At 45.5% G+C, this 20,804-nt stretch carries 15 protein-coding genes; 7 read left to right on the forward strand and 8 right to left on the reverse strand.

The window, feature by feature from the left end:
• The first annotated feature begins 439 nt into the window (after positions 1-439).
• From RH949_RS07575 to RH949_RS07585, 3 genes are all read left to right on the forward strand, one after another.
• On the forward strand, positions 440-646 hold the full coding sequence (locus RH949_RS07575) for a hypothetical protein (RefSeq protein WP_446352426.1): 207 nt from the start codon (positions 440-442) through the stop codon (positions 644-646).
• A gap of 69 nt (positions 647-715) precedes the next feature.
• Positions 716-1,720, forward strand: coding sequence for a phenylalanine--tRNA ligase subunit alpha (gene pheS, locus RH949_RS07580; protein WP_446352427.1), 1,005 nt, complete (start codon positions 716-718; stop codon positions 1,718-1,720).
• Positions 1,721-1,776: 56 nt separating this feature from the next.
• Positions 1,777-2,601 (forward strand): oxidoreductase, encoded by an 825-nt coding sequence (locus tag RH949_RS07585; RefSeq protein ID WP_446352428.1) that lies wholly within the window; start codon positions 1,777-1,779, stop codon positions 2,599-2,601.
• A gap of 169 nt (positions 2,602-2,770) precedes the next feature.
• Here RH949_RS07585 and RH949_RS07590 read toward each other — a convergent pair whose 3' ends face one another.
• Positions 2,771-3,508, reverse strand: coding sequence for a 2-phosphosulfolactate phosphatase family protein (locus tag RH949_RS07590; protein WP_446352429.1), 738 nt, complete (start codon positions 3,506-3,508; stop codon positions 2,771-2,773).
• Positions 3,509-3,621: 113 nt separating this feature from the next.
• Here RH949_RS07590 and RH949_RS07595 point away from each other — a divergent pair, with 113 nt between their 5' ends.
• From RH949_RS07595 to RH949_RS07610, 4 genes are all read left to right on the forward strand, one after another.
• Positions 3,622-4,287, forward strand: a complete 666-nt coding sequence (locus tag RH949_RS07595; RefSeq protein ID WP_446352430.1) for an L-threonylcarbamoyladenylate synthase — start codon at positions 3,622-3,624, stop codon at positions 4,285-4,287.
• Positions 4,288-4,714: 427 nt separating this feature from the next.
• Positions 4,715-5,971, forward strand: a complete 1,257-nt coding sequence (locus tag RH949_RS07600) for a HetZ-related protein (protein WP_006101222.1) — start codon at positions 4,715-4,717, stop codon at positions 5,969-5,971.
• Positions 5,972-6,405: 434 nt separating this feature from the next.
• Entirely contained in the window at positions 6,406-7,113 is a 708-nt protein-coding gene (locus RH949_RS07605) for a PHP domain-containing protein (protein WP_006101299.1), read from the forward strand.
• 400 nt (positions 7,114-7,513) lie between these two features.
• Positions 7,514-8,146, forward strand: coding sequence for a YqiA/YcfP family alpha/beta fold hydrolase (locus RH949_RS07610; protein WP_446352431.1), 633 nt, complete (start codon positions 7,514-7,516; stop codon positions 8,144-8,146).
• Between the two features lie 69 nt (positions 8,147-8,215).
• Here the strand turns inward: RH949_RS07610 and RH949_RS07615 are convergent, their stop codons facing one another.
• From RH949_RS07615 to RH949_RS07645, 7 genes are all read right to left on the reverse strand, one after another.
• On the reverse strand, positions 8,216-8,668 hold the full coding sequence (locus RH949_RS07615) for a PPC domain-containing protein (protein WP_006101139.1): 453 nt from the start codon (positions 8,666-8,668) through the stop codon (positions 8,216-8,218).
• A gap of 77 nt (positions 8,669-8,745) precedes the next feature.
• On the reverse strand, positions 8,746-9,636 hold the full coding sequence (gene prmA, locus RH949_RS07620; protein WP_446352432.1) for a 50S ribosomal protein L11 methyltransferase: 891 nt from the start codon (positions 9,634-9,636) through the stop codon (positions 8,746-8,748).
• Between the two features lie 131 nt (positions 9,637-9,767).
• A complete protein-coding gene (gene serA, locus RH949_RS07625; protein ID WP_006101037.1) occupies positions 9,768-11,351 on the reverse strand; it encodes a phosphoglycerate dehydrogenase in 1,584 nt (527 codons plus the stop codon).
• A gap of 570 nt (positions 11,352-11,921) precedes the next feature.
• Positions 11,922-13,433 (reverse strand): serine/threonine protein kinase, encoded by a 1,512-nt coding sequence (locus tag RH949_RS07630; protein ID WP_446352433.1) that lies wholly within the window; start codon positions 13,431-13,433, stop codon positions 11,922-11,924.
• 661 nt (positions 13,434-14,094) lie between these two features.
• Positions 14,095-15,492, reverse strand: a complete 1,398-nt coding sequence (locus RH949_RS07635) for a serine/threonine protein kinase (RefSeq protein WP_446352434.1) — start codon at positions 15,490-15,492, stop codon at positions 14,095-14,097.
• A 60-nt stretch (positions 15,493-15,552) separates the two neighbouring features.
• The gene (locus RH949_RS07640) at positions 15,553-16,923 is read right to left on the reverse strand and encodes a serine/threonine protein kinase (RefSeq protein WP_446352435.1); all 1,371 of its coding nucleotides are present in this window, start codon (positions 16,921-16,923) and stop codon (positions 15,553-15,555) included.
• A 386-nt stretch (positions 16,924-17,309) separates the two neighbouring features.
• Positions 17,310-20,486: an efflux RND transporter permease subunit gene (locus tag RH949_RS07645; protein WP_446352449.1), complete on the reverse strand. Its 3,177-nt coding sequence runs from the start codon at positions 20,484-20,486 to the stop codon at positions 17,310-17,312.
• Positions 20,487-20,804: the final 318 nt, after the last annotated feature.

Genomic DNA, 20,804 nt, shown 5'->3' on the forward strand with positions numbered 1-20,804 from the left:
ATAGTTGTCGCAATTTCTCTAGGATTAACGGTACTAAGCTGTCATGCATTTAAATTGGGTATTAGTAGCGAGCAAGATGCAAAGCCTGCGGCATGGCTTCGCTTAACGCACTACAAGGCTTTCGCCGTTATTGATATTAAGGTTTAAATGCCGAACAGCTTAGTTGCGCTTTAGCGCCATCAACGCTTCAACATTGAGAACAAACTCATAAGAGGGCGACCCAAGTTAATTGAATGGATTAGTATTGTTAATTAATGCAAGCGGGTCGCCCCTACAGGGGTTTCAAGGACAAAGGACAAATGACGAATGACAAATAACAAACCAACATTATCCTACATCTCCCTACAAACACTGACATTACCAAGTCTCCTACTTCTACCTACCTAAAATACCTGTTACCCAAGCCATCATGGTTATATCGATAACCGAGGTAAACACCATGATCAACACCAACCCGCAAACCCAACCGAATCTAGAACCCCAAACCAACACCATCGAAACCCTCACACCCACACCCCTAACCCAAATCAACCCCACAACCCTAGTTCAGTACGGCGGGATCACCGCAGCCGTTATATTAGCGATCGCACTCCTAATTCTGGCGTTAGCGGAATATAATAAGGTCTTCTTTCCCCCTCGCCGTTAGCCGATAACGGTAAACTAAGAAAAGCCTTGGCAAGCATTGCCTCTCTCAAACCTGATCACGACTGAATTCATGACTACTTCGCTCAACGAGCTAGAGACCCAATTAGTCGCCCTCAAACAAGAAGCCACTCCTGCGATCGCCAAAACCGATACGCTGGATCAATTGGAACAATTGCGCGTCAACTACTTGGGGAAAAAAGGACAGTTATCCCAAATCTTGCGCGGGATGGGGAAGCTATCCGCCGACGATAGACCGCGAATTGGGGCGCTGGCTAATGAAGTCAAAGAAGCCCTGCAACAATCCCTAGACAACAAGCGCCAAGAGTTACAAGCCGCCCAAATTCAGGCACAACTAGCCGCCGAAACCCTTGATGTGACCATGCCAGGGGTATATAACCCTCAAGGTCGAATTCATCCCCTCAATAGCATTATCGACCAAGTGCTAGATATATTTGTCGGTCTAGGATACACCGTCGCCACGGGACCCGAAATGGAGACTGATTATTATAATTTTGAGGCTTTAAATACCCCCCAAGACCATCCGGCGCGGGATATGCAGGATACCTTTTATCTTCCCGATGGAAACCTGCTGCGAACTCATACCTCCTCGGTACAGATTCGCTACATGGAAAATAACGAACCCCCAATCCGAATTATTGCCCCAGGGCGGGTTTATCGCCGGGATACCGTTGATGCGACACATTCGGCTGTTTTCCATCAAATTGAGATTTTAGCCGTTGATGAGGACATCACATTTGGGGATCTCAAAGGGACGTTAAAAGTCTTTTTCCAAGAATTATTCGGTGAAGATGTAGATGTTCGCTTACGCGCCAGTTATTTCCCGTTCACCGAACCCTCGGCGGAAGTTGATGTCAAATGGAGAGGGAAATGGTTAGAGATGGGCGGCTGTGGAATGGTTGATCCCAATGTGCTGAAAACCGTTGGTTATGATCCAGAAGTTTATACCGGGTTTGCGGCGGGGTTTGGCGCGGAACGTTTTGCTCTAGTTATGCACCAAATTGATGATATCCGCCGTTTGTATACCAGTGATTTACGCTTTTTGCAACAGTTTTAAGGAGTCATTTGTCTTATGTCATTAGTCCTTTGTCGTTCCTAAAATAGGAGTTTCCTATGTCTAGCGATTCAAAGAAAAAAGTTGCCATGGTCACAGGTGCTTCCTCTGGGATCGGTAAAGCGATCGTGCAGCAACTTCTAAAAGAGGGTTGGATCGTCTATGGTGCGGCGCGGCGAGTGGAAAAAATGGCAGATATTGAAGCAATGGGAGCCAAAGTTTTGTCCCTTGATGTGACCGATGATGCCAGTATGACAACGGCAGTGCAAACACTGCTTTCGGCTGAGGGACAAATTGATGCATTAGTGAATAATGCGGGGTATGGTTCCTACGGGGCGCTGGAAGATGTACCACTCCAAGAGGCGAAGCGACAGTTTGACGTGAATGTGTTTGGCTTAATGCGGCTAACGCAATTAGTTCTACCGTCGATGCGAATGGCAAAATCCGGCACAATCGTGAATATCAGTTCCATGGGAGGGCGGATTTGGATGCCTATCGGTGGTTGGTATCATGCCACGAAACACGCGGTTGAGGTACTATCCGATGCCTTACGGATGGAAACCGAACCCTTTGGCATTCGCGTGGTGGTGGTGCAACCGGGAGCGATTGAAAGTGAATGGTCAAGTATAGCGGCTCAGACGTTACGGGAGAATTCCCAGGGATCAGCGTACCAGTCAACGGTGGAACCCATGGCAAAGGTGTTAGAGGATTACCAGAATGCCTCAAGTCCTAATGTGGTTGCTAAAGCGGTGTCCAAGGCGGTGAATAGTCGCCATCCCAAGCGGCGGTATGCTACACCGATGGATGCCAAACTCTATATTTTTCTCCATTGGTTGTTACCAGATTGGGCATGGGAACGGTTAATTGCTAGTGCGATTCAGTAGGAAGCAGGGGGAGCGGGGGAAGCTGGGGAAGCGGGGGAAGCTGGGGAAGCGGGGGAAGTGTAGGGGCGGGTTTCATGATTATTGTTGCTGAATTGACCCTGATGCGAATAAACCCGCCCTGACCGAGTGCCGAACAGCTTACCCTCTGCCCTTTGCCTTCTTTCTACACTCAGAATTTTTTGACTAAAACTCCGGGTTCTTTCTGAATCGGTAAAACGTCTAAACTATCCGCTTGGGCGCAATACTTTAAATCCTCATGACCGTTTAACCGCAAGAGACGTTGACCATGACTAGCATGGTGAAACATTTCTAACATCTTGTCTTTCCACTGAGTATAAAGGGCAAGAGCGCCAACGACTTCATCATTACCCGCGATATCACTAAGCGAGTGATCGGTTTGGGAGATCAAACTATCCGCGATCGCACCTGCACAGGCGGTATCTTCGAGGGAGTAGGAACCTTCCCAGCCAGAACCGACTAGCCAAACAGTTTCCGGCTTTTGCTCTAGCAGATACTTGACAACCGTCTGACGATTCACCATGGCGGCGGCTAGCACCACAGGGGCGTTCTGCACCCGCTGTAAGGCGCGAGTCCCATTCGTGGTCGTAATAAACAAACGGCGTCCCTGGACGCGCTCTGGCGTGCAGTCGAGGGGAGAATTGCCTAAATCACAACCCGCGACTTTTGATCCGCCCCGTTCTCCGGCGCGAAGGCGTTTTTCTGGGAGCCATTGTTCACTCACTTGCATTAACTGATTAATATCGCTGAAGGCTTGCACCGCTTCAGCACCTGCGTGTAAGGCTGTCGCAATCGTGGTTGTCGCTCTTAGCACATCAACCGCGATCGCACAATCTGGCGTCGTATCCGTTGGGGTAAGTTCGGGGGTGTGGTAAATAAATAGCTTCACTGGCTAATTGCACCTGCGTTTTCAAATGCCGACTCCATATTTTACCGATTTGAGGTCGTGGAATTTAGGCTTTTATTAGATCATCTAACCATTGCAATCATTTGGAACGATTTATGGCAACGATTTACACCATCCATCCGGACACACCTCAAATACGCCGAATAGAGAAAATAAGGGACAACCTGCAAGACGGTGCGGTGATGTTATATCCCACAGATACCGTTTATGCCATTGGTTGCGACTTGAATGTCAAATCGGCTGTGGAACGGGTCAGGCATTTAAAGCAACTCTCTAATGAGAAGCCCTTAACGTTTCTGTGTTCCTCGTTATCCAATATCTCTGAATATGCTTGGGTCAGTGACCCAGCTTATCGGATTATGAAGCGTCTGATTCCTGGACCCTATACCTTTTTGTTACCCGCAACTAAGTTAGTCCCTCGGCTAGTGATGAGTCCCAAGCGTAAAACCAGTGGTATCCGAGTTCCGGATCATCCGGTTTGTCAAGCCATACTCGAAGCCTTGGGTAATCCGGTAATTTCCACGTCGGCTCATTTACCTGATGAGATGGGAAATTTCCCCACTGTGGGACTGGAAACCGCCAGACTCTTTGATCAGTTTGAGGGTTTAGTGGACATTATTGTCGATGATGGCTCAAAACCTGGTGTCCAGGTATCCACCATTTTGGACATGACTGGGGATGAACCCACAATCCTGCGGAAAGGTTTGGGAGCACAAGCCGCCATGACGTGGGCTGTACCCGCTAACCAGAGTTGGGAATAGGGTTATAAGGTTTGACCCATCGGTGTAACCCGTTAGAGTCAAACCCAATCCAGTTCGGCTTTCGCTGATCAGCATTCGGACTACAGGAGACAGACCGGGGATTTCGGATGAACGTCCACAAATAAACCCAGTTTGTGAATTGTCTACTCTCACTCAATATTAAAGCCGTGGAAGTACTAACCCCTTGCCAATTGCCTAAATGCAGGTGTAGCAAGGGTTAGCAGCCATAAGCATAGTCCCTAAATAGGCGAGGGTGTCTGCCGTGTACTAGTGATCTCTCGTTTAGTGACACACCACTCAACCAAAGACTAGGCGTAACGTTTTACATTCAAATTGTGGACAGCAACAGAGCATTTATTCCGAATAACCACTCGTTCCTCTGCTGATGTCTTGGTAATTCGTAACTGTAGTCTTTAGGGGCAATACCATGAACGTTAAAACTGTTAAATCTATCACTCAACCTTCCCCAAACCACCTAGAGAATCCGGAAGTTTTCGGCACAGACACTCAAAGTTTAATGGATCTGTTGCTAGAGGAAATGCGGTCGGCACTCTATGGTTCCAAAGCTTTAGAAACCAATGGTGGTTTGACTTCTGAACCCAAACGCCTACCCAGTCGCGCTCAAGTCGTGGCAAAACGCATGGTGCAGGAGGTACAACGAATTTGCCGCAAGAGCGATCGCATTCAAACCTCTGGTCAAGTTCGTTCCTGGCAAATTACGTTAATTCGTCACCGCTTACATAAGTGTTTAGGCTACTATAAATTGGGGTCTAAGCAAGGGCGTGTTGAATTGCACAGCACATTAAGTGCCATGGTTTATCGCCATGTTGCTCAGCCTCAATCCCAGTTAAAATTTTCGGCTCGTTATAATCTGATTGAGGACTTTTTACAAGACTTTTATGCTGAGTCCTTGAAAGCATTTCGTCGGGAAAATGAGGTGGATGTAGACTACACGCCTCGCACTCAAATTGAACTGGCAGAGTATATGGCATTTACGGAACAGTATGCCAAGCGGCGCATCACCTTACCGAACCGTTGTAGTCAACAGCTTATCGTCCTGAGAGCGCAAAGCTTTGCCAGACGCCAACCCAATGAAACGGCTCTAGATATTGAGCAAGCTGTGGAATTTGCCAAGGGCGAAGAAGCCCAAGAGTTAAGCCGCTCCCCGGCGATGCAACAAGTACGGGCGCACCTAGTCGCTCAAACCACTGATCCCAGTGAATCTGTGCTGCGCGATCGCGTGGTTGGTGAACTGATTAATTATCTTGAGCAACAAGGTCACTCTGACTGCGCGGATTACCTGGTCTTAAAGTTACAAGACCTCGCCGCACCGGAAATCGATGAGATTTTAGGGCTAACCCCCCGCCAACGGGATTACCTGCAACAGCGCTTTAAGTACCACGTCGAGAAATTCGCCCGCTCATCTCACTGGAAACTGGTACACCAATGGCTGGGAGCCGATTTAGACCAAAAATTAGGCATGACCTCTGACCAATGGGAAACTTTTTTGGCTACACTTGATCAGCAACAACAGCACCTTCTGTCTCTCAAACAAGCCCACAAGAGTGATGCTGAAATTGCCAAAGCGCTCAAATGTACACCAAAACAACTGCAAAAGCGCTGGACTAAGTTACTAGAATCTGCCTGGAAAACTCGCAATTCTGATGGTTCTCTGAGCAAATAAGGAGTGCGATGGTTGAATATAGAGGAGGTCGAACGCAAAAACTTGATTCTCTTAGCGTGTCATTTTAACGGTTTCATGTCTAACCGTCATCCCCCTCTAACTTCTCCGGTTTAGATGGGGGATGCTGCTACACAAGGCAGATGGCAAAGGGTAGAGGTTCTTAGCCAACTCTGTCCGGCAGAAGGAGAAAGATTAGCTAATTTTATACTGACCCTAGAAAATACCAATGGATAATGTGACCGCTTCACATAGGTTTTACAGGCACTGACTGCTAACTTTTGCTAAGATTTTGCTAAGATAGTGAAGATAGTGTTAAGAATTTGAAATGATTAGGACGTAGCGATTAGGACGTAGCGATAGAAAAGCTGAATGTCTTGATCAATTGAGGAGAGCCTCTCATTCATTAGATTCATCTATTAATAATATTGACAAACATGGTGGTAAAAATGGCTCCAGTTTTAATATCATCCCCAGTTACAGAATCCGATCAAAAAGCTCTCCGCCAAGTCTGGCAAACATTAGGACCAGATAGTTGTCCGCGTTCCTACAATTTCCATTGTCACACCACAGCTTCCGATGGTCAGCTTTATCCCAAAACGCTAATAGAACAAGCCATTGCTATCGGTCTTAAAGGGTTTGCGATCACGGATCATCACACAATCGATGGCTATCAAATCGCTAAAACCTGTCTCCATTCCCTCCAAGACACTTTACCCCATCAGGCAATTCCTCACCTCTGGATAGGTGTCGAAATCAACGCTCGCTTATTGAATACAGATGTTCATATCTTGGGCTATGCGTTTGATCCTCACAATTCCCAGTTACAGACTTATCTTCAGGGTAAAGCCCCTAAAAATCAACAAGCTGAAGCCGCTACTGTCATCGATGTTTTGCATCAGGCGGGTGGATTGGCGGTGCTGGCTCATCCGTGCCGTTATCGACGTTCAGCTAAGGAACTGATTCCCGCCGCCGCCAATTTGGGAATTGATGGCGTAGAAGCCTATTATGCTTACGCGAACCCGAATCCTTGGCATCCCAGCCCTAGGCAAACTCAGCAAGTGAAACAGTTAAGTGCCACCTATAATTTGTTCAATACTTGTGGTACAGATACCCACGGTTCAAACTTGCTACGGCGTTTGTGATAGCAAATCTCAATCAACCAGTAGGGGTACGACATGTCGTACCCCTACTCTGTATTGGTGCTAAGTTCTCAGTGATATAGCACTACGCACTCTAGTTAGGACATAAAAGAAAAACTATACATCACCACTAAACTCCAGTCTGCATCATCATCAGTATAAAAATGCTCAAAGTCGTGAGGACTAGGAGGATGCCTAGAGCGACCGATTGACCTAAATGTTTTGAACTTTGTGAAACTTTCATGTTTTCGGTGTTTATTTTGAGGATAGATTATGAACATATCAAACTTTTCGTTAAGTTTATGAGAAAAAGCAATATGTCTTAATTTTATTTAACATAAGTACACGTTTTAAAGGTTTCAAAGCGGTATATGTAAATGAGAAGCTGTAGGTGAAAATAGTTTTGAGGTATATTTACTTACACGGTTTGGCGTCCAATCCGGGATCAGCAAAGGCGGTTTATTTACGCGATCGCTTTGCGGAGTTAGGAGTGTCTCTGTTAGTTCCCGATTTGAACCAGGGTGACTTTTCTCATCTGACACTTACCCGTCAGATTCAGCAAATTCAGGCGGAGTGTTTGTCAACGCCCACCCCAATCACATTAATCGGTTCGAGTTTAGGCGGACTTACGGCGGCTTGGTTAGGGGAATATCACACGTTCATCCAGAGGTTGATTCTGCTAGCGCCAGCCTTTGGATTTCTCTGGAGTTGGTTATCTACTCTGGGAGAAGAAACACGGCATCAATGGCAAGTTGAAGGATATCGTCCTATTTATCACTATGGCGAACAGAAAGAACTACCCCTTTCTTATAAATTTGTGGAAGATATCCGTCAGTATGAACAAACTCACCGATTGAAACGACCTCTTCCTACTCTGATTTTGCATGGGCAGCATGATGAGGTGATTCCCATTAATGAAAGCCTAATCTATGCCAAGGAACGGTATTGGGTGCAGCTTATTCCATTCAATAGTGATCATTCGTTAAGTGGCGTAAAAGCCGAAATTTGGCAGTCAATTCGTGATTTTTGTCAATAACCTTGTAGAGACGCGCCATGGCGCGTCTCTACAATCAGTCGAGGATTTAAACCTCTAGCATTTCATCATTCAAATGGGTCGCAAACGGGTCACCTTCAAGGTAAAAGGACCCCCTCCCGTTTCTCCAAAAGCCCGCACCCGAATAATATAGGTTCCGGTTTCAGTAATCCGGGAAAATAGCAACGAATTCGTCGTACCATCGGGACCATCATCATTTTCGGCAATAGTCGAGCCATCAGAGGCTAAGAGTGTAACAATTGTATCGAAGCTATCTGAAATTAAATCAATAGCCACTTGATCGCCAGCACTCAATTCTATAGTGTAGTCCCGGGCAAACCCCCCCTCTCCCGTGGGAATATCTTGGTCAGTGAGGGTATCAGAAACTTGATTACGCTCAGGAATCGGAATCGGATTATACAGTTCATTTTGCGCTCTCACAGCCGCCGCCGTTAAGCCCACTGTCAAAAAGGTTGTAGGAACAAGCAGAGCAAAGCTAAAACGAGCGGCAAAGGCATTCATCATAGAAAATTCATTTACGCTGAACGGGTCAATTATAGGCGTTCTACTGTAGGTATTGATGATTCGGCACTCCTAATCATCTATCGTCGAATATTAAAACAACACCACTCTTGGCGTTTCCAGAGAGTCGCTACTGTCCAGTTATGTTGTTCTAGGGTATCAGCAATAGGTTTAGCCTGATCCAACAATATTCCGCTAATAATTCCCCAACTGTGGGGACTGGCGATCGCACTGATTCCAGGAATCAGGTCAATAATCACTTCTGCCAGGATATTGCAGAGAATACCATCAACCTTTTTTTCTCCCAAAAGATGAGATAATAGCTCAACACTACCCTTCTTCACCACCAAGCGATCGGCACTAATCTGATTCAATTCTCGGTTGCTGCGGGCAGAGCGCACAGCTAGGGGATCAATATCTACCCCCAAGACTTTTTTTGCCCCCAATAACACAGAGGCAATGGATAAAATACCCGATCCACACCCAATATCCGCAATAACGGGGTGGCTATGATCATAACCGATTCGCATTTCCAGGGCTTCTAGGCACAGATGCGTGGTGGGATGGGTTCCCGTACCAAATGCTGCACCCGGATCGAGGCGCAACAGCAGGCGATCGGTTTGGTGGGGTACAGATAACCAAGCCGGGTAAATCAAAAAGCAATCGCCAATTTCTGTGGGTTGCCAATGCTGTTTCCAACTACTTGCCCAGTCTTCTTCATCAATTAAGTGCCACTGGGTTAAGGGGAGTGGCAATCCTACCGTCAGGGCATCTTGGCGCAACCACAAGGAAAGTGCTGCCAAATCCAACAAATGTGCCTGATTTTGGGGTAAGTGAGCTCGGATCAGTTGAGAATGTCCCTTGCTTTCACAAGACATTCCCCGACAGCCGAAACTATCCAGTCGCCAGAAGATTAAATCCTCCAAGTCTGGATCGCCCAAAATTCTAATTTCCCACCAGCTATTTGCCATACGATTTCAGATTTCAGATTTCAGATTTTAAATTGAGGGAGAGCCGTTGGAAACCAACAGATATCGGAGGATCGTTGTTCTACCGTCTGAGTCATCCAAAATCCAAAACCCAAAATCCAAAATTGACGTGACTACAGTGTTACCGTATAAGCGTCCCGAATACCAGGAACTTTGGTAATTTCGGTCAAAATTCCTTCCGGTAGGGGATCATCAATGCTCAAGACCATTACAGCATCACCTCGGACAATCTTGCGACCGACCTGCATACTGGCAATATTCACATTAAAACTACCCAGTAGCGACCCAATTTTACCAATAATTCCCGGCATATCGCGGTGCAGGGTAAAGAGCATGTGGTGACTCGGTGGTACATTAATCGGAAACTCGTCAATACTGGTGATGTGAATTTCACCATCGCTCAATAGCGCTCCCGTCACCGAATGTTCACCCAAGGAACCCTTAGCCGATAGCAGTAGCGAACCACCCGAATAATCTTGAACCGAAGCATCGCGGGTTTCAATCACCCTAATTCCCCGCTCTTTTGCCTCAATTGAAGCATTGACGTAGTTCACCCGCTCACGTAAGGCTTGGGATAATAGTCCTTTCAGAGAGGCTACCACTAATGGCTGACTATTATTCGTGGCTAATTCCCCTTGTAACCGGACATTGAGCTGTTCAATTCGCCCACCCGCTAACTGACTGACCAAATTGCCCAAGGTTTCTGCCAAGCGCATATAGGGTTTGAGTTGTTCTAGCACATTCGACGATAGTCCGGGAATATTCACGGCTGAACGAGCCGGTAATCCTAAGAGGACATCGCGAATTTGTTCAGCCACATCAATGGCAACATTAACTTGGGCTTCTGCGGTTGACGCACCCAGGTGAGGCGTAAGGATCACTTCCTTACCCAGTTCACGTAGGGGAGATTCTCCCAGGGGTTCTGACTCAAATACATCCAGTGCTGCCCCAGCTATTTTACCTGTCTTTAAGGCTTCTGAAAGTGCCGCCTCGTCAATGACTCCACCTCTAGAGCAATTGATAATTCGAGCCGTTGGTTTCATTGTCGCCAAGGCTTCGGCATTAATCAAATGAGTGGTTTCCGGGGTTTTGGGAATATGCAGGGTGACGTAGTCCGACTCCCGCAACAACAAATCCATATCCACCAGACGACAGCCTAGCTGATCCGCACGTTCCAGGGAAATAAAGGGATCATAAGCCAGTAACTTCATCCCCATGGAGCGGACAACTGTTGCCACATGGGAACCAATTTTACCCAAGCCCACAATACCTATGGTTTTTTTGTAAACTTCGGCACCGATAAAGCGTTTGCGATCCCATTGACTATTTTTCACCGACTGATTGGCTTCTGGGATGTGGCGGGATAAAGACAGCATCATCGCTAAAGCGTGTTCAGCCGCCGCAATGGTGTTTCCTTCGGGGGAGTTAACCACGACAATACCCTGACGGGTAGCGGCTGGGACATCAACGTTATCAACGCCAACTCCCGCACGTCCAATAATCTTGAGTTGTTTACCCACTTCGATGATTTCTTTGGTCACACGAGTGCCAGAACGAATCATCATGGCATCATACTCAGGAATGATGCTAACGAGTTCCTCAGGCGATAGATTGGTTTTCACATCAACCTGAGCCACTTGGGAGAGGATATCAATTCCAGCTTGATCGATGGGATCGGATACAAGTACTTTAGACATTGCCAGTAGAAGGGTTGAAATGAGTTACACCGATTGTGCCTTGCTGTAAATTAATGCAGGACAGCTTATCAACTACACAACAGGGCTATCGCTGGACAATCAGGATGACTGACCGCAGTAGGCTATTGTAACGGCAAAGGGGTCAGTGTTGACCACATTGACCGAAAGTTTTAAAGTTTCCCACGTTTTCCTAGTTGTTGGCAATGATGCCAATTCTCAACCCACAGGCGCTCAACCCGCTCAAACTCCCGTGTATTAGGGTTAGCAGAGTTAAGAGTGGTTTGAGCGATCGCGCACCGAGATTAAACGCCCCCTCCCATACATCACACCAACATTCGTATCCAACTGATAGCGCATTCCTCGTCAAAATTTCTGGCTGACAACCTAGATAATATTCTTAAACTGAATGGCACGCTCAATAAGCATTGTGAGATTGCCAAAACTTTTGATATACCGTAGGGTGGGCATTGCCCACCAGAATACGAGGAGCGTGACATTCTCCTTAAACTAGGAGTCAGACTATTCTCACTTCAAATGGCGGGCGTCGCTATTTGAAGTGAAAGTTTTCGGTCAGGAGTCAAGTATTCTCACCATTTTCTCTACTTCTTGAGGTTCGTCTTCAACCGTAATCGGCACACCCGACCATTTACTGAGTTCGTGAGCTAACCATTCCATTTCTGGCTCAACGAGTTCGAGAAAAGCTGCAGATAATGCGTAGTTTTTTTGTTCGGTGCCGATTATAATTATTGGGGAAAACAACCAGGTATAATCTTCTTCTTTGAAGGTTCCAGCTATCATCCTAATATGGTGAATATATATCAGTTTTGTGATGGTATTTTTGATAATTATCAATTGTTGATTTTTTAGTCCAATTACTTCGTGAATAAAATATAATTTTCTTGAATAAAATATAATTTTATGCAATCCAATTGCTTCAAGTATAGACGAGCATGATTTCGGCAAAATTATCCATTTTTTTACAACTGATATAATTACAAAAACAACAGATGTAGACACAAAAAACCAGTGCAATAACTCAAAATCAGAAAATTCTGGGTTTACAATTTTGATTAAAATTCCAACAATTATTGCCGGAAGAATACCAAATAAACCAAGACTAATACCAAAATATACAATCATAATTAAGCTAGCAACATAGTCGTTTATTGTTAAGTCTTTTGGTGAAATTACAACCTCTACTTTATCCCCATAATTTTTAATTTTAATTCGACTCCAAAATGGTTTTTCGCACACAGCAAAGATATCTGCTTTCTGAGGAGGGTGTGCCAAAGCTTGCAGTGCTTCCCCAACCGATGCTGGACGACGATTTAGACTGGGTTGTGTCATCCATTTCAGCCAATCAATCAACTCTGAACTGAGATTGACAAACGATTCAAACTGAATTCGCAAATTCTTCTGGGGAAAATCGGCTGGATGCCTCCCTGTTACTAAATAAATTAGAGTTGCACCCAAACTGTAAAGATCGGAAGCCGGAACAGTGCGTCCACCAAATTGTTCAGGTGGCATATATCCGTAAGTTCCTACAACTGTCATTATGCTACACTTTTGGGCAGCTAGGGTTTGTACTAAACCAAAATCAACTAAATAAACTTGACCCACACTGTTACCTGAGCGACTTGCCAATAAAACATTACTGGGCTTGATAGCTCTATGAATAACGGGCGGTGGCGGCTCATGTAAATAGCACAAAATTTCCAGCAGGGCTTGAGCCAATTGCTTAATGTCTTCTTCGCTAAAGGTTCGTCCATCTATTAACCATTGCTCTAAGGATTTAGCGGGTATATATCTTTGCACCAACGCTAATCCCTTACCCATTGATGCGTCTAGATCAAAATAGTCTAGGTAACAGGGAATTGCTGGATGAGAAAGGAGTTTTAATATTTGGGCTTCTCGTTCAAACAGTTTCCAATCATCCGCTTGAAAATTTTCTCCGAAAATTAGCAACTTAATTACCACTAAGTCTTGATTTTTTAAGTCTCGTGCCAACAAAGTGCGTCGTCCCGTATTTTTGTTGATCTGTTTTTGGATAGCGTAACGCTTGTTTAAAATGTTAATCACCATTATTTATTTTACTCTTGACCGGAAAAATTTATATTTTGATATTTTGATGTAAATCAGGATTCATTTCCTAAGTGGTAAATCTAATAACCTGCTGAGTTCAGATTCAATCCAATCAACTTCGCGATCAGTCAGATTCTCAGTAGGAATTGTATAGATATGTGTTCCAACTAATTATTTCCAACCTAAGGTAACACTCGTTACTCAATATTCCCTTTTGCAGAGACGTTCCGCCTTCACATCTCTACGCCTTGTGTCTGCACAGAGGACTTGCAGCAGATTTGAACGAGTTGGCAACTAGCGAAATAGATTGTCCGACCTACCGACTACTGAGTTTTCCGGCAATTTTTGATTTTTCTTCTAGGATAGCGACCGCGACAGCACATTTCATCCACTAGCCAAATTTCTTAACATGTTCTTCGGTGCTACGCTTGAAGTTAGGCAGACTATTGCTGGCAAAGAAATGTTAACATCGAACATTCTTATTCTGTCTGGAATTTACCTGTCTATTCAGGAGCAGGAAGGTTCTCACTTCAAGTGGCGTCGCTATTTTCGTGAAAGTTTTCGGTTAGGAGTCAAGTGTTTTCATCATTTTCTCCACTTCTTGAGGTTCGTCTTCAACAGTAATCGGCACACCCGACCATTTACTGAGTTCGTGAGCTAATCATTCCATTTCTGGCTCAACGAGTTCGAGAAAAGCGGCAGATAATGCATAGTTTTGTTGTTCAGCAATGATTAGAATTGTTGGCGGAATTAATCCTATATGCTTTTCTCTTTTCGATGATTCATTTATCAGCGAAAAAGGTTGAATATAGCTCAGTTTAATAATAGTATTTTTAAGGATTTTTTTTGGAGTTATTTTAAACCAAATTAACTCGTAACTCAAATACATTTCTTGTTTATAAAGATTAATTCTAGTCAATCCGAGTGAACGAATAATATACGATAAACCAGCTTGAAGTATAATCCAATTTTTGCCAACTGAGATAATTAAAAAACTAGCAAATACCAGCACAAAAATCAACAGCAGTAAATCGAAGTATCCAGAGTTAACCATCCAACTTATTAACATAAACACACCCACCGCAGGAACGCCAAGTTGCAGGGCAAAACTTATAATAATCGTTAAAACAAAACCTAGATCAATTTTTAATCGTTTTGGTGGAATCAAAATCTCTAGTTTATCATCATTTTTTTTAGTTTTAATGCGACTCCCAAACGGTTTTTCTGCACCAGCAAAAATATCGGCTTTCTGAGGGGGGTGTGTCAAAGCTTTCAGTGCTTCCCCAGCCGATGCTGGACGACGATTTAGACTGGGTTGTGTCATCCATTTCAACCAATCAATCAACTCTGAACTTAGATTGACAAACGATTCAAACTGAATTCGCAAATTCTCCTGGGGTAAATCGGCTGGATGCCTCCCTGTTACTAAATAAATTAGAGTTGCACCCAAACTGTAAAGATCAGAAGCCGGAACAGTGCGTCCACCAAATTGTTCAGGTGGCATATATCCGTAAGTTCCTACAACAGTAATTGTGCTACTTTTTTGGGCAGCTAGGGTTTGTACCGAGCCAAAATCAACTAAATAAACTTGACCCACACTGTTACCTGATCGGTTTGCCAATAAAATATTACTGGGCTTGATATCTCTATGAATAACGGGCGGCTTTTGCTCATGCAAGTAGCACAAAATTTCCAGCAGGGCTTGAGCTAATTGCTTAATGTATTCTTCGCTAAAGGTTCGTCCATCTATTAACCATTGCTCTAAGGATTTAGCGGGTATATAGCTTTGCACTAACGCTAATCCTTTACCCATTGATGCGTCTAGATCAAAATAGTCTAGGTAACGGGGAATTGCTGGATGGGAAAGGAGTTTTAACGTTTTGACTTCTCGTTCAAACAGTTTCCAATCATCCCCTTGAAAATTTTCTCCAAAAATCAGCAACTTAATCACTACTAAGTCTTGAGTTTTTAAGTCTCTTGCCAATAAAGTGTGTCGTCCCACATTTTTGTTGATCTGTTTTTGGATAGCGTAACGCTTGTTTAAAACTTTAGCCACCATTGTTTATTGTCCTCTTAGTAAAATTAGTTTATGGTTTTGCGTTTTTGTTTAATTCAGGGTTCATTTCCTAAGCGGCAAATCTAATAAATTGCTGAGTTCAGATGCAATCCAATCAACTTCCCGATCAGTCAGATTCTCAGTAGGAATTGTATAGAGCTGTGTTCCTACCCAAATCTCAATGTCGCGACAAACAGGTGAGTCTGTATTGTAATCATGTGAAAATCCTAATTTCCAAATAGAACTTTTGGGAATTGAATCTCGATTATTAAGTGATATGTTATGCTGATCAATTCGGAGTCGGGTAGATTGTTTAGATGCTGAAAAAAGAGAGATAATGGCTGATATGATAATGAAAGAAACACTGAGGCATAAAATACCAGAAAAACCACTCATTATTTTTTCATAAAAAGAGTTTGCAGTAAATACATTCACCATCGATGATATGCCAATTGCTAGAAATTGTAAAAAACCTAAAAAAGCTAGGATTGAGAATATACACTTAAAAACCACTAAACCAATTGTTGTCTCCGAATCATTATGTATGAAAAATTCTATACTATTACGGTCTTTTTTGATTTGAACTTTACTACCCTCAGAATTCCTTACCACTGGGGACTCTGAGTTGCCCAGTTTTTCCAGGGATTTTAAGGCTTGATCAGCAGAGGATAAACGGTTGTTCAAATCCGGTTCAGTCATCCACTGCAACCAATCGATAAAGCCTGAATCGAGAGAGATTTTTGGTTCAAATTCAATTCGCAAATCCTCTTGGGGTAAATCAGCGGGATGCGTCCCGGTTACCAAGTAAATTAATGTGGCACCTAAGCTGTAGAGATCGGACGCTGGAACCGCACGTCCACCAAATTGTTCCGGCGGCATATACCCATAGGTTCCCACAACTGTAATCGTGCTACCTTCTGCTGCGGCTAAAGTCTGAACTGAGCCAAAATCTACTAAATACACTTGACCAAAACTGTTGCCTGAGCGGTTTCCTAACAGAATATTACTCGGCTTAATATCCCGATGAATTACTGGGGGATGCTGTGCGTGTAAATACATTAATATTTCGAGTAATGCTTTAGCGATGTGCTTAATTTCGGCTTCGTTAAACTGACGACCCAATTTAACCCATTCTTCCAATGATTTCGCTTGGATATAACTCTGTACCAATGCCAAGCCTTTAGTCTTGGTTGTTTGGACGGGAAAGTGGTCTAAGCAATGGGGAATTGCCGGATGAGAGAGTGACTGTAAGGTTTCGGCTTCTCGCTCAAACAATTTAATATCATCCCATTTAAAATCGGCACTAAAGGTGAGGAGTTTGATAGCGACTAATTCCTGGGTTTGTAAGTCTCGCGCCAGCAACGTGCGTCGTCCACCATTTTTACCGAGCTGTTTCTGGATTTGGTAACGTTTTTTTAAGACTTGCTCCACCATATTTTTCCTTAAGCTGTTGTGCCTTTAAACCACTGACTCAGATTGGCGGTTTGCCGAGAACACCAGTCCAGTAATTAAATTATTATACTTGACTACCAAATTTTCCGGCAATTTTTGATTTTTTTTCTATGATAAGTAGTCGGACTTTCATTAAAGTTAACGGTGGAGATTAGGCAACACCTCGACTTCGCTCGGTGTGTCACAGCTCATCTGGCAACAGTAAGGGTTTGAGGCTTGTTAACATTTCTTAGTACAGTTATGAGTTAGTAAGGGCGGGTTTTGTTGAGCAGTTATCGGGAAACAAACTGATTGAGTGGCTAAACCCGCCCCGACAAAACTTATGACTTATTTCTTGTGACTGTGGTTACACCAACCGATGCTTTAGGTCACTTTCCCAGAATGACATCTGGGTGTCGGCTCAGGCGACGTCGCCGCTCACGTCGCTTCAGCCATTCGGTGGCATCATCGATGAAGGAATACACCACTGGCACTACCACCAAGGTTAACAGGGTTGATAGTAGCAACCCCCCTAGAATTACGGTGGCGATGGGGGAATAGGCATCCATACCAATTTCTGGGAAGAACGCCAGCCGCACAATTACGATAACGGTGGTACAGGTGGTCATGGTAATCGCTTTTAACCGAACCGGACCTGCCATGCGAATCGCCACATCGCGGGGAACTCCTTCTTCTCGTTTCGCCAGGATCAATTCGAGTAGTAAAATTGCTGCGGATAGAGACAAACCGGATAGGATGACAATGCCCAGAATTGAAACGCTTGAAAGGGTTTGATCCGCCAAAATCAATCCGCCGAAGACACCAACTAATTGTAGGGGAACTGACACCATCATCACCAAAGGTTGAATAAACGAGCCAAACTGAATGACAAGAATTAAATAAATTAAAATCAGCGACACGAGCAACCCTTTAAGCAAACGGTCAAACTCAATCATCATGTCGGTCATATCACCCATGGAATCGATACCATAACCAGGGGGAAATTGCAACTCCATTCCCGCCCGCATTGCGATCGCCATCGACAAATCCATGGAAGCCGGACCCCCTTTCCGGTAGTAGCCGTTGACATACACCACCCGCTTCCCATTAATATGCTCAATCACGGTAGGACCATTATGCCGTTCCAATGTAGCAACAGTTTTTAGGGGAACCTGTTGTCCCATCGGTGTGGTGATGTACGTGTTTGCCAGATTGCTCAGGGTGCCGCGTTCTTCCTCCTCATAGCGCACCAGAATCGAATTTTGACGTAGGTTGGGACGGTTGTAATAGCGGCGGGTAAAGCCACCTGTGAGGGCGTAGCGGGCTTGTTCTGCCACCATCCGTACATTCATCCCCAGTTCTTCGGCGCGACGACGATCCACCTGGATCTGATATTCTGGCTGAGTTAGGGCTGAACTGGTTTGGGGCATGACTAAACCGGGCGTATCTTCGGCGATGCGGAGGACATCTTGGGCTAAACGATGGAGTATATCTAAATCCTCCCCATACACCGCAAGCTGAATCGGAGCCGCAGATGTCGCCATTACGTCAACACCCATCTCCTTTAAGGCGATGCGGCGCAAACCGGGAATAGTCCGGCGGGCTTCAGCTTCGACGCTATCCATAATTTCCCAGATGTCACGGTTGCGATCGTCCTTGAGGGTGACAATTAGAGAGGCGGAGTTAACGCTACCCATCGTGTAGCCACTGAAATAGGTACTATTACGGGTCAGTTCAAACCCCGTTTGGGACGACACTTTGTCGATGTCCGGTTGGGCGAGTAAAATCTGCTCAAAGCGGTAGGTACTCTCGTCAGTCTTAGCAAAAGATGTACCCGGTTCCATCTCCAGCGATGCCATAAACTGACCCGAATCCCCCAGGGGCATCATTTCTTGAGGCACAAACGGATAAAGTGCGATCGCAAATACAATAGCAGCTCCCGCGATCGCCAGCGTCACCTCCCGATTATTCATACACCGATCCAGCAGCCAACCATAGCCCTGTTCGAGTTTCTCAAAGCCTACCCGCACCGGGGTCAACAGCCATTGCAACCATGTCTTTCGTTGGCGTCTGTTCTGGGGTGGCTTCAGCACAAATGCGGCAATTAGGGGAATCAGCGTTACCGACACAATCAGCGAGGCGATAAAAGCAAACACCATGGGCCACACGATGCCCACAAACATCAGTCCTGTCAACCCTCCCGCCATAATTGTCGGTAACAGTGCTGCAATCATTACACAACTTGCCGCCGCACTTGCCAGAAACACCTCCCCTGTTCCCTGAATGGCTGCTTGTCGGGGGCGTAGCCCTTCCCGTAATTTCCGGTCAATGGAGTCGATGACGATAATGGAATCATCCACCAGTTTCCCAATTGCCATCATCATCCCAATCAGCGTGGAAGAATTGAGGGACATCTCGATGGGAATAAAAGGCAAGGTGGAGAGAGCCAGAGAAGTAGGGATGGAGATCATGATCAGCGCCGTAGCGCGGAAATCTTCCAAAAAGATCAGAATCACCACCCCAGCGAGCAACACGCTAATCAGCAGTTCCTGGAAGGTGCTATCAAGAATAATATTGACCAAATAGGAGTTATCATAAGCTTCTGCAAAACTAAGACCCGGATACTCTGCCTGAATCTGCTCCAGTTCTGCCCGTACCTGCTTGATCACCTTCGGGGAACTCGAATCCGGCTTCTGGATCACATTCACGGCTAAAGCCGCCTCGCCATTGTAGCGGTAGCCACTGCGCCGTTCCTCAAAGGTATCTTCTACGGTAGCCACATCTCGGACATAAACCACCTGCCCATCCTGCTCCAAGACTGGGTAATCCATCACATCCGCCGCACTCAGCGCCCGTTCATCCGCCCGCACCAAGATTTCCGAGTCACCCTGAGTCAGCACCCCAGCGCCCTGGCTGACGTTATTGGCATCAATCGCGTCGCGCACCTGCAAAATTGATAACCCGTAAGCGGCTAACTTCTGTCGATCCACCACCACCTGAAGCTGTCGCCGATAGCCGCCAAAGATGGATACAGCCTGGACATTTGGTACTTGGGTTAGCCGATCAACCAGGGTGTTATCCGCAAATTCCCGTAGCTGCACCGGGTCCCAGCCATCTCCCTGTAGCGCCAACGTCAGCACCGGACGGTTGAGGGGATCAATCGGCAATACCCAGTAAGAACGGGAGTTCAAGCCATCCAGTTCAATATCTCCCTCAGCCGCCGTCATGATGCTCTGCACAGATTGCACCGCTTGATTGATATCATCCCCCCAGGCAAATTGAATCGTCACTAAGGACATATCTTGCTGGGAACTAGAGCGAATAAACCGCACATTGTCCAGCACCGTCAGCCGCTGCTCAATAGGCTTACTGATATAGGTTTCAACTTCTGTGGGCGAGGAACCTGGTGCCATGGTGACAATCGACACCAATGGACTTTCCACGTAGGGCATCATCCGCACCGGTAGGAGTATTAGACTCAGTACGGATAGGACTAGCACGGCGATGTACAGCGCGGCGACAATTACCGGATGCTTAATCGACCAACGGGTGAGAAAGGTTTTGATCATGGGGGCGCTGGGGGGAAATGTAGAGACGTGCCATGGCACGTCTGGGAGATGGGGGAGATAGGGAAATTGTGTAGGGGCGGGTTTCACTACTATCGTTTGAAATGGTGCGTTACGCTTCGCTAACGCACCCTACACCCGCTGACGTGACAGTGGAACGTCTGGGAGATAGGGAAGCGGAGGAGATTTTCAAGGCTTACTCAAACGCCCGATGATGTCATTCTGAATGGAGCGAAGCGGAATGAAGAATCTCTCCAGATGCTGAAACTTTCTGGCTAAGGTGATACCAAATTTGCCTTTGTCACCCCTTTTATATAT

Source organism: Coleofasciculus sp. A1-SPW-01, assembly GCF_040217205.1.
Lineage (GTDB): Bacteria > Cyanobacteriota > Cyanobacteriia > Cyanobacteriales > Coleofasciculaceae > Coleofasciculus > Coleofasciculus chthonoplastes_A.